Annotated in this window: 8 protein-coding genes; 5 read left to right on the top strand and 3 right to left on the bottom strand. The window is 71.4% G+C overall.

Going from position 1 to position 11,164, the window contains the following annotated elements; all coding sequences use genetic code 11:
• Positions 1-158 precede the first annotated feature (158 nt).
• A complete protein-coding gene (locus SNR22_RS28305; protein WP_320069734.1) occupies positions 159-1,562 on the bottom strand; it encodes a GH1 family beta-glucosidase in 1,404 nt (467 codons plus the stop codon).
• 183 nt (positions 1,563-1,745) lie between these two features.
• Here SNR22_RS28305 and SNR22_RS28300 point away from each other — a divergent pair, with 183 nt between their 5' ends.
• The 3 genes from SNR22_RS28300 to SNR22_RS28290 all read left to right on the top strand — a co-directional run bounded on the left by SNR22_RS28300 (position 1,746) and on the right by SNR22_RS28290 (position 6,469).
• A complete protein-coding gene (locus SNR22_RS28300) occupies positions 1,746-2,831 on the top strand; it encodes a LacI family DNA-binding transcriptional regulator (RefSeq protein ID WP_320069733.1) in 1,086 nt (361 codons plus the stop codon).
• Positions 2,832-3,134: 303 nt separating this feature from the next.
• Positions 3,135-5,759 carry a discoidin domain-containing protein gene (locus SNR22_RS28295; protein ID WP_320069732.1) on the top strand — a complete coding sequence of 875 codons (2,625 nt, stop codon included), beginning with the start codon at positions 3,135-3,137 and terminating at the stop codon, positions 5,757-5,759.
• 488 nt (positions 5,760-6,247) lie between these two features.
• Positions 6,248-6,469 (top strand): hypothetical protein, encoded by a 222-nt coding sequence (locus SNR22_RS28290; protein ID WP_320069731.1) that lies wholly within the window; start codon positions 6,248-6,250, stop codon positions 6,467-6,469.
• Positions 6,470-6,588: 119 nt separating this feature from the next.
• Here SNR22_RS28290 and fmdA read toward each other — a convergent pair whose 3' ends face one another.
• A complete protein-coding gene (gene fmdA, locus SNR22_RS28285) occupies positions 6,589-7,845 on the bottom strand; it encodes a formamidase (RefSeq protein WP_320069730.1) in 1,257 nt (418 codons plus the stop codon).
• A 49-nt stretch (positions 7,846-7,894) separates the two neighbouring features.
• On the bottom strand, positions 7,895-8,173 hold the full coding sequence (locus SNR22_RS28280; RefSeq protein ID WP_320069729.1) for a zinc ribbon domain-containing protein: 279 nt from the start codon (positions 8,171-8,173) through the stop codon (positions 7,895-7,897).
• A 239-nt stretch (positions 8,174-8,412) separates the two neighbouring features.
• On the opposite strand from SNR22_RS28280, the gene SNR22_RS28275 reads away from it, so the two are divergent.
• Both SNR22_RS28275 and katG read left to right on the top strand, forming a co-directional pair.
• Entirely contained in the window at positions 8,413-8,868 is a 456-nt protein-coding gene (locus SNR22_RS28275; RefSeq protein WP_320069728.1) for a Fur family transcriptional regulator, read from the top strand.
• On the top strand, positions 8,865-11,141 hold the full coding sequence (gene katG / locus SNR22_RS28270) for a catalase/peroxidase HPI (RefSeq protein ID WP_320069727.1): 2,277 nt from the start codon (positions 8,865-8,867) through the stop codon (positions 11,139-11,141). The genes SNR22_RS28275 and katG overlap by 4 nt, the downstream gene beginning before the upstream one ends.
• Positions 11,142-11,164 lie beyond the last annotated feature (23 nt).

The following is an 11,164-nucleotide window of genomic DNA, read 5'->3' as shown; positions in this document are numbered from 1 at the left end:
TCATCCTCAGCTTCGTGGCGAACGTCAGCCTGCCGACCACCTGAGTCGGCGGCACCGCCGAGGGGCGCCCCCGGCTCCCCCGGGCGCCCCCCCGCCCCCCCCGCGCCCCCCCCCCCGGCTGGGTGTCGCGCCCGCCGGGTGCGCGCGGGCGATGGCCCTCAGCTGGGGCGGTCGACGCCGTTCGCGGCGATCGTCCGGCCGTACCAGCGGGCGCTGTCCTTGACCGTCCGCCGCTGGGTGGCGTAGTCGACGTGGATCAGGCCGAACCGCTTGTCGTAGCCGAGGGCCCACTCGAAGTTGTCCATCAGCGACCAGACGAAGAAGCCGCGCAGGTCCGCGCCGGCGATCAGCGCCTCGTGCGCGGCGGCCAGGTGCCGGTGCAGGTAGTCGGTGCGTTCCGGGTCGCGTACCCGGCCGTCGGCGTCGACCTCGTCCGGGTAGGCCGCGCCGTTCTCGGTGACGTACAGCGGCGGTGTGCCATAGTCGCGGGTGACGCGGAGCAGCATGTCGCGCAGCCCGCCGGGGTCGATGGACCAGCCCATCGCCGTGACCGGCCCGGGCACCGGGTGGAACGCGACGCGCTCCGCGCCGGGGTACGGGGTGTCCGGGTCGCGCCGGCCGTCGGGGGCCGCGCCGACCAGGTCGGGCTGGTAGTAGTTGACGCACAGCGCGTCCAGCGGCGCGGCGATCAGGTCGAGGTCGCCGTCGCGCACGAAGGACCAGTCGGTCAGGGCCGTGGTGTCGGCGAGCACGTCGGCCGGGTAGGCCCCGCGCAGCAGCGGGTCGAGGAAGATCCGGTTGAGCAGCCCGTCGATGCGCCGCGCGGCGTCGCGGTCGGCGGGCGCGTCGGTGACGGGCCGCACCGTGCCGACATTGAGTGCCACCGAGACCTGCCCGGTGACGCCGGCGGCGCGCAGGGCGGCGACGCCGTGCCCGTGAGCCAGCAGCAGGTGATGCGCGGCGCGCAGCGCGTCGCGCTGGTCGCGCCGCCCGGGCGCGTGCACACCGCTGCCGTATCCGAGGAAGGCCGAGCACCAGGGCTCGTTGAGGGTGTTCCACAGTCGTACCCGGTCGCCCAGGCGGTCGGCGACGGCAGCGGCGTACTCCCCGTAGTGGGCGGCGGTATCGCGTGCCGCCCAGCCCCCGGCGTCCTCCAGTTCCTGCGGCAGGTCCCAGTGGTACAGGGTGACCGCCGGGCTGATGCCGGCGGCCAGCAGGTCGTCGAGGAGCCGGTCGTAGAAGGCCAGGCCGGCAGCGTTGGTCCCGCCGCCGGAGGCGCGCACCCGGGGCCAGGCCACCGAGAAGCGGTACGCCGACAGGCCCAGCTCGGCCATCAGCGCCACGTCGTCGCGGTGCCGGTGGAAGTGGTCGGTGGCGTGCTCCCCGGTGTGGCCGCCTGCGATCCGGCCGGGGACGGCGGCGAAGGTGTCCCAGATGGAGGGCAGCCGGCCGTCGGCGTGCACCGCCCCCTCGATCTGGTACGCCGCGGTGGCCGCGCCCCACCAGAAGTCGGCGGGGAACCGCAGGCCGACGGAGGTCCGCGTGGTCGCGAGCGTTCGCATCCGATCACCACTTCCCGGAGTTCCGAGCCCCGGAGAGCGCTCTCCAAGGCTTCGCCAGTCTTGCCCCGTCGGTCACCTGCTGTCAAGCGGTGGACACTGTGCGAATGCGAGGCCGGCCCGGGTGCGACCGGCGCCCCGCGCAGCTCAGAGAGCGCTTTCCCGCCGGCGTGCTATAACTTCCGGATGGCGGAACCGCCCCAGCTGGGCAACCTGTCCCGCCCGGGGGAGCGCGGCTCGGCCCGCAGCCGGCTGCCCACCCTGGAGGATGTCGCCCGGGTGGCCGGGGTCTCCCGGGCCACCGTGTCGCGTGTTGTCAACGGGGTGCGCAACGTCGATCCGGACCTGCACACCGTGGTCTGGGCGGCGGTGGACGCGACCGGTTACGTGCCGAACCGTGCTGCGCGTTCCCTGGTCACCCGGCGGGCCGGGACCGTCGCGTTGGTCGTGTCCGACAGCGAGGAGCACGACGACGACCCGTTCCTGGGCCGGTTCTTCGCCGACCCGTTCTTCGGCCGGGTCGTCGGCGGCATGCTGAGCGTCCTGCGCCCGGCGGGTGTGCAGCTCGGCCTGCACCTGGTGGGCAGCCCGCCGGCGCGCGCCCGGCTGGTCGGGGACCTGCGTCAGGGGCAGGCCGACGGCGTGGTGCTGCTGTCGCTGCACCCCGACGACGCACTGCCCGGCTTGCTGGTCGAGGCCGGGATCGCCGCGGTGATGGTGGGCCGCCCCGCCCGCCCGGCCCCGATCAGCTACGTCGACGTGGCCAACGAGGCGGGCGCGGCGCTGGCCGTCGGGCGCCTGCTTGCCCGGGGCTGCCAGCACATCGGTCTGGTCGGCGGTCCCGAGCACGTGCCGGCCAGCCAGGACCGGGTGGCCGGGTTCCGGCAGGCGATGGCCCGCCGTGGGTACGCGTGGTCGCCGTCCGAGTCGGGCAACTTCACCCGGGAGAGCGGCGAGACCGCCATGCGCCGCCTACTGGCTGCCCACCCCGACCTCGACGGCGTCTTCGTCGCCAACGACCTGATGGCGCAGGGCGCCCTGGTCGCCCTGCACGAGGCGGGCCGTCGAGTGCCCGACGACGTCGCGGTGGTGGGCTTCGACGACAGCAGCGCCGCGCAGGCCGCCCAGCCGCCGCTGACCACCGTCCGGCATCCGCTGGAGGTCATGGCCGCCGAGGCGACCCGGCTGCTGCTGGCCCGGATCGAGGATCCGCGGCTGCGCGTCGCGTCGGTCATCCACGACCCCGTTCTGGTGGTTCGCCGCAGCGCCTGAGTGGGCGGCGAGCGGGCGGTGGGGGAGTCGGTCGGCAATTCGTCAACGCTTAATTAATGCCGTCATTAAAGTCTCCACCGGCAGATTCGTCAAGAGCGAGGTGTCCCGAGAGGGCAGAAGTCGCGTCGATCAGCAGTGTCGGCGATCGATGTCTTGACGGCGATGCAATCTCGCCGTAACACTCTCCGAGAGCGCTCTCCCATCGTGGTGCCGCCCCCCGGCAGCGCCATCCGCGGCGCCACGGTCCGCTCGTCGTCCCCCGTCGCGCCCGGCGTCCGTCACCCCCTATCGACAGGTGATGTCATGACATCTCACGCTTCATCCGTGCGCCCGGCAGCGGGCCGTCGGCCCGCCCGGCGGCGTACCGTCATCGGTCTGGTGGTCGCGCTCGTCGCGGCGCTCGCGCCGACCGGCCTGACCGCGCCGGCGCAGGCGGCGCCGACCCTGATCTCGCAGGGCCGGCCGGCCACTGCCTCGTCCACCGAGAACGCCGGCACGCCCGCGTCGGCGGCCGTCGACGGCAACACCGGCACCCGCTGGGCGAGCGCCTTCAGCGATCCCCAGTGGCTCCAGGTCGACCTGGGCGCCCGGGCCACCGTCAGCCAGGTGACCCTGGTCTGGGAGGGCGCCTATGCCCGGGCCTTCCAGCTCCAGACCTCCGACGACGGCAGCGCGTGGACCACCGTCGCAAGCACCACCACCGGCACCGGTGGCACGCAGACCCTGCCGGTCACCGGGGCCGGCCGGTACGTGCGGATGTACGGCACCGCCCGGGCCACCGGCTACGGCTACTCGCTCTGGGAGTTCCAGGTCTACGGCGAGTTCGGCGGCACCACACCCACCTGTGGCACCGCCAACGCCGCGCAGGGGCGCCCGGTGACCGCCTCGTCCGTCGAGGGCGCCGGCAACCCCGCCTCGGCCGCCGTCGACGGCAACACCGGCACCCGGTGGGCCAGCGTCGCGGCCGATCCCCAGTGGCTCCAGGTCGACCTCGGTGCCAGCCGGTCGATCTGCCGGGTCACCCTGCGTTGGGAGGCCGCGTACGCCCGGGCCTTCCAGCTCCAGACCTCGGCCGACGGCAGCGCGTGGAGCACGGTCTGGAGCACCACCACCGGCTCCGGCGGCGTCCAGTCCCTGGACGTCACCGGGGCCGGCCGGTACGTGCGGATGTACGGCACCGCCCGGGCTACCGGCTACGGCTACTCCCTCTGGGAGTTGGAGGTGAACGTGACCGGGACCGACGTCCCGCCGGTCGAGCCGACCGACCCGCGCAACCCGAACCTCGGGCCGAACACCTTCGTGTTCGACCCGAGCACGCCGACCAGCACCATCCAGAACCGGTTGAACACCCTGTTCACCCAGCAGGAGACCAACCAGTTCGGCCCCCAGCGCTACGCCGTGCTGTTCAAGCCGGGTACCTACACCGCCGACGTCAACCTCGGCTTCTTCACCCAGGTCGCCGGCCTCGGGATGAGCCCGGATGACGTCAACCTCAACGGCCACGTCCGGGTCGAGGCGTTCTGGATGGGCGGCAACGCCACCCAGAACTTCTGGCGTGCGGCGGAGAACCTGTCGGTGACCCTGCCGGCGGGTACCAGCGTGGAACGCTGGGCGGTGTCGCAGGCGGCCCCCTACCGCCGGATGCACCTGCGTGGCGCACAGAACCAGATCCAGCTCTGGAACGGCGGCGACGGCTGGGCCAGCGGCGGCCTGATGGCCGACACGAAGATCGACGGGCAGGTCGTCTCCGGCTCCCAGCAGCAGTGGTACTCGCGCAACAGCGAGTTCGGCAGCTGGACCGGCTCGGTCTGGAACATGGTTTTCCAGGGCGTCACCGGCGCCCCGCCGCCGAACTTCCCCAACCCGTCGCACACCGTGATCGCGCAGACCCCGCAGGTGCGGGAGAAGCCGTTCCTCTACGTCGACTCCACCGGCGAGTACCGGGTCTTCGTCCCCGCCCTGCGCAGCAACTCGGCGGGCACCAGCTGGTACGGCAAGACCCCGGCCGGTTCGTCGCTGTCGCTGGCCGAGTTCTTCGTCGTCCAACCCGGCACCAGCGCGGCGACCATCAACGCGGCCCTCGCCCAGGGCAAGCACCTGCTGTTCACCCCGGGCGTGCACCACGTCAGCGAGCCGATCCAGGTGAACCGGGCCAACACCGTCGTCCTCGGCCTCGGCCTGGCCACCATCCAGCCGGACAACGGCACCGCCGCCATGCGGATCGCCGACGTGGACGGGGTGAAGGTTGCCGGCATCATGGTCGAGGCCGGCGCGGTGAACTCGCCGGTGCTCATGGAGGTCGGTCCGGCCGGCTCGGCGGCGAGCCACGCCGCCAACCCGACCTCGCTGCATGACGTCTTCTTCCGCATCGGCGGCCCCGGCGTCGGCCGGGCCACCACCACGCTGACCGTCAACAGCGACAACGTCATCGGCGACCACATGTGGCTGTGGCGGGCCGACCACGGCGACGGGGTGGGATGGGCGGTGAACACCGCAGACACCGGCCTGACCGTCAACGGCGACGGCGTCACCATGTACGGACTCTTCGTCGAGCACTACCAGAAGTACCAGACCGTCTGGAACGGCAACGGCGGGCGGACGTACTTCTACCAGAACGAAATGCCCTACGACCCGCCGAACCAGGGCGCCTGGATGAACGGGGCGACCCGGGGATACGCCGCGTACAAGGTGGCCGACTCCGTCACCAGCCACCAGGCCTGGGGGCTGGGCAGCTACTGCTACTTCAACGTCAACCCCGCGGTGGTCGCCGAACGGGCGATCGAGGCGCCCACCAACCCGAACGTGCGGTTCACCAACATGGTCACCGTGTCGCTCGGCGGCGTCGGCACCATCAACCGGGTGATCAACAACACCGGCGGCACCGCGAACGCCGCCAACCAGGTGGTCTACCTTACCGCGAACCCTTAACCCAGCCGATGGCCACGGGTCCGGCCGGCGACGCCGGCCGGACCCGCACCTCGGTGCCGCCGGTGTCCCTCATCCCTGCCCCGTGGCGCTGGCCCTGCTCGTGATGGAGATGATCAGGTCGAGGGGTGCGGGTCGCGCGGGTCGGTAGGTCGCCGACGGCGAGAGGCGCCCCCTGCGCCGGCCTGACTGACCGTGGTCGCCCGAGCTCGTCCAACCCTCTCACAGGTGGCGTTGCTAGGTTGCCGGGCGAGCGGAATCCATCGTGGACGACGCCGATTGCGCTGTGCCGCAAGGGCCCTGGCGCTCGGCTTCGCCGGCCGCATGGTCGCCGAGGAGGTCTTCGACTCCCTCGGTGACGACGACGAGGGCGGCGACGACGAGGACTGAGGGACTCGGGTCCAGAGTGGACCGGCGGCGTGCGAGATGATCTAATTCTGGCGGTTGTTCCGTTTGGGCCGGAATACCCGGCCGAGTGTGAAGGAGTGTGCATGCCCGTCACCGCCGACCTCACCAAGATGGTCGACAAGGCTTACCAGGACAAGACCCTCACCGAGCTGGTCGACGCCCCGGTGGCCGCCCTCGCCGGGGTCAGTGCCGGCGACGCCAAGCTGCTCAAGGAGGCCTTCGGTATCACCACCGTCGGCGACCTCGGCCGCAACCCGTACTTCCACACGGCCAGCGCCCTCGTCGCCCTGACCGGCACCAAGTAGCACCCCGCCCGGTGCCCGGCGGCTGCGGTCGCCGGCCACCGGTCGGCCGGTGGCGCTCGGGTCCGTGCGTCCGGTCGCCGGCGCCGCGCCGGCCCCGGTGCGGGCCCACTGTCGTGCGGTCAGGGCATGCTGGCCTTCGGGGCCCCCTGGCCCGGGTCGATCCTGGTCGGGCCGGCGGCGGACGGGCGGATGTCGAAGTTGAAGATCTCGGTGGGCAGGTAGACCGTCGCGCAGGAGTTGGGGATGTCCACCACCCCAGAGAAGCGGCCCTCGATCGGCGCCGCGCCGAGCAGGAGGTACGCCTGTTCGGGCTGGTAACCGAAGCGGGTGAGGTAGTCGATGGCGTGCAGGCACGCGCGTTGGTAGGCCAACTGCGAGTCGAGGTAGCGCTGCTGGCCGTCGAGGGTGACGGAGAGCCCGGAGAAGGCCAGCCACTGGCTGAACTGCGGTGGGGTGTTCCCCGGCAGGAAGATGGCGTTCTCGGCGACGCCGTACGTCTGCATGCCGTTCTTGATCAGGTCGACGCGCAGGTCGATGAAGCCGCCCATCTCGATGGCGCCGCAGAAGGTGATCTCCCCGTCGCCCTGGGAGAAGTGCAGGTCGCCCACGGAGAGGTTCGCGCCGGGTACGTAGACCGGGTAGAAGACCCGGGTGCCCGCGGTGAAGTTCTTGATGTCCTGGTTCCCGCCGTTCTCCCGGGGCGGGGCGGTACGCGCGGCCTCCGCCGCCACCCGGTCGAACTCGGCACCGGTGAGCGTGCCGAGGATGGCGTCGCGGGGCTCGGGCGGCAGGGACAGGGCCGGCACTCGGTCCGGGTCGGTGGCGCGCAGCGCGCCCTCACGCTGGTTCCAGGTGGCCAGCAGTCCCGGAGACGGGGCGGTGCCCATCAACCCGGGATGGGTGATTCCGGTGAACTCGACGCCGGGGATGTGCCGGGAGGTCGCCTGCCGGCCGGTGAAGTCCCAGACGGCCTTGTAGGCGTCGGGGAACTGTTCGGTGAGAAATCCGCCGCCGTTGCCGGTGGGGAAGACACCGGTGTATCCCCAGCCCTGGCCGGCCAGCGGTCCGGAGTCCTCCTGCGGGATGGGCCCGAGGTCGAGGATGTCGACGACGAGCAGGTCACCGGGTTCGGCGCCCTGCACGGCGAAGGGGCCGCTGAGGGCGTGAACCCGGCTCAGCGGGGCGTCCCGGATGTCCTCGGCCGAGTCGTCGTTGTGGATCGCCCCGTCGAACCACTCTCGACAGTGGGCGCGGAACGACTGGCCGGGCCGGACGGTGGCCACGGGTGGGATGTCCGGGTGCCACCGGTTGTGGCCGATCTTCTCCTGGTCGGTGAACCTCTTGGCGGAGTCGAGGGGGAACAACAGTTCGGGCATGTCGTTCTGCCTTTCGGTCGGGCTGGTGGGACCTGCCGGTGCGCGCCGGTTACCAGCGGGGCAGGCGGGCATGGGCCGGGTTCGGTGACCGCCGTGGCGGTGGCCGGCCCGGGACACGCGTCACTACGTCCGGCGCCTCCGCGCTGCGCTCCGTCCGGTCGATCGCCCGACGCAGGGCCGCCGGTGTGCGGGTGAGCCGGGGTGCCGAGAAGACCCGGGCGGCCGGGCCACCGCACCGTGGGCAGCGCGCGGCGCTGCCGGCGGTGCCGATCGGCAGCGTGGTGTCGAAGGTGCCGTCCTGCTGGCACCGGTACTCGTACGTGGCCATCTCCACCGCCCCCTCGCAGCGTCTCGCGGCCGGCGGCCGGCTGGCGGCTGAATCGCCCGCATGCCCATTCTGGGCCGATTTCGCCCTCAGGTGGCGGGAAGCCACCAACGGGGGACTCGCGAACCTCTCCCGCCCGAGGGCCCAGCGTGCTGCGGGTGCCAGCTTGAAGTTCACGATGCGTACGGGCCGAGTTTCGGCAAAACTGGATTCGTTCCAGAAGAGTGGACTATGTTCGTCGGGTGACGTCCGACTTCGAGGCTCAGCTGCGCGCGGCCTCGTTGCGGGTGACTCGGCCCCGGTTGGCGGTGCTCGCAGCGTTGCGCGACCATCCGCACGTCGACACCGACACCGTGATCGCGCTGGTCCGGGCGGAGCAGCCCACGGTGTCCCACCAGGCGGTGTATGACGTGTTGCGGGCGCTTACCGACGCCGGCCTGTTGCGGCGTATTCAGCCTGCCGGTGCGGTCGCCCGGTACGAGTCCCGGGTGGGTGACAATCACCATCATGTCGTGTGCCGCTTCTGTGGCGCGATTGCCGACGTCGACTGCGCCGTCGGCCATGCTCCCTGTCTCACCGCCTCCGACGACCACGGCTTCGTGGTCGACGAGGCGGAGGTCGTCTACTGGGGTACCTGCCCCGGCTGTGCGACCGAACGCACTTCCCAGCGATCCGTCAGTTCGGAAGGAACCAGATGAGCGACACCCAGGACAACGTCCCCGCCAGCGCGCAGGGCGTGGACAAGATGGCCGCGGCAGGCTGCCCGGTCGCGCACGACTCCGTGACCGCGCACGGCAGTGAGAGCGAGAACCCGGCGATCGACTCGCCGACGCCGAAGACCGGCGGTCGTCCGCATACCAACCGGGACTGGTGGCCCAACCAGATCGACCTTTCGGTGTTGCATGCCCACTCGTCCAAGGGCAACCCGCTGGGTGAGAACTTCAGCTACGCCAAGGAGTTCGCCAAGCTCGACGTCGAGGCAGTCAAGCAGGACATCACCAAGGCCCTCACCACCTCGCAGGACTGGTGGCCGGCCGACTTCGGCCACTACGGCGGCCTGATGATCCGGATGAGCTGGCACGCTGCGGGCACCTACCGCATCCACGACGGTCGCGGCGGTGCCGGCGACGGTGGTCAGCGGTTCGCCCCGCTCAACAGCTGGCCGGACAACGCCAATCTGGACAAGGCCCGCCGGCTGCTGTGGCCGGTCAAGCAGAAGTACGGCCAGCAGATCTCGTGGGCCGACCTGCTCGTGCTCGCCGGCAACGTCTCCCTGGAGTCGATGGGCTTCAAGACCTTCGGCTTCGGCTTCGGCCGGGAGGACGTCTGGGAGCCCGAGGAGATTTTCTGGGGTCCGGAGGACGCCTGGCTCGGTGACGAGCGCTACGTCTCCGAGAAGGAGATGGCGGGCGACGTCGGGGCGACCGAGATGGGTCTCATCTACGTCAACCCGGAGGGGCCCCGCGGTAGCGCGGACCCGGTCGCGGCGGCGCACTTCATCCGCGAGACCTTCGCCCGGATGGCGATGAACGACGAGGAGACCGTCGCCCTCATCGCCGGTGGCCACACCTTCGGCAAGACCCACGGTGCCGGCGTCGCCGACGATTACGTGGGCCCCGAGCCCGAGGGTGCCCCGCTGGAGACGCAGGGCCTGGGCTGGCTGAGCACCTACGGCAGCGGCAAGGGCGGGGACACGATCACCAGTGGTCTCGAGGTGACCTGGACCGACGTGCCGACACAGTGGAGCAACCGTTTCTTCGAGATTCTCTTCGGCTACGAGTGGGAACTCACCAGGAGCCCCGGCGGCGCGAAGCAGTGGGTCGCCAAGGACGCCGAGGCGATCATCCCGGACGCCCACGACCCGTCGAAGAAGCACAAGCCGACGATGCTCACGACCGACCTGTCGCTGCGCGTCGACCCGGCGTACGAGAAGATCTCGCGGCGCTTCCTGGAGCACCCCGAGGAGTTCGCGCTGGCGTTCGCCAAGGCCTGGTACAAGCTGCTGCACCGCGACATGGGCCCGGTCAGCCGCTTCCTCGGCCCGTGGGTCCCGCAGCCTCAGCTGTGGCAGGACCCGGTGCCGGCCGTCGACCACGAGCTCGTGGGTGACGCCGACATCGCCGCCCTCAAGGCGACGATCTTGAACTCCGGCATCCCGGCCGCCCAGTTGGTCTCCACCGCCTGGGCCTCGGCCGCGAGCTTCCGGTCCACCGACAAGCGCGGCGGTGCCAACGGCGCGCGGATCCGTCTCGAGCCGCAGCGCAGCTGGGAGGTCAACCAGCCGGAGCAACTCGCGACGGTCCTGGAGGGTCTCGAGGGCATCCAGCGGGAGTTCAACTCCACCGGCGGCGCGAAGATCTCGCTCGCGGACCTGATCGTGCTGGCCGGATCGGCCGCCGTCGAGAAGGCGGCGCGGGACGCCGGCGTCGAGGTGACCGTGCCGTTCCACCCGGGCCGCACCGACGCCACCGCGGAGCAGACCGACGTCGAGTCCTTCCGGGTCCTCGAGCCGCGCGCTGACGGGTTCCGCAACTACCTGCGTCCCGGCGAGAAGACCCAGCCGGAGGTGCTGCTCCTCGACCGCGCCTACATGCTCAACCTGACCGCGCCCGAGATGACCGCCCTCGTCGGCGGCCTGCGCTCCCTCGGGGCCAACGTCGGCGACACGCAGCACGGCGTCCTCACCGACCGGCCCGGCGTGCTCAGCAACGACTTCTTCGCCAACCTGCTCTCCCCGGGCACCCGGTGGAAGGCGTCGGAGTCCGACGAGCACGGGTACGAGATCCGGGATCTGGCCACCGATGAGGTGAAGTGGACCGCCACCGCGGTCGACCTCGTCTTCGGCTCCAACTCCCAGCTCCGGGCCCTCGCCGAGGTCTACGCCAGCCAGGACGCGCGCGACAAGTTCGTCACCGACTTCGTCGCAGCCTGGACCAAGGTCATGGAACTCGACCGGTTCGACCTCGTCTGATCCGGCTCCACACGACGGGCCCA

This window comes from Micromonospora sp. RTGN7, assembly GCF_033804645.1.
Classification (GTDB): Bacteria; Actinomycetota; Actinomycetes; order Mycobacteriales; family Micromonosporaceae; genus Micromonospora.
Note: the sequence above shows the minus strand (reverse complement) of the source record. Positions and strands in the feature narration are given on the sequence as shown.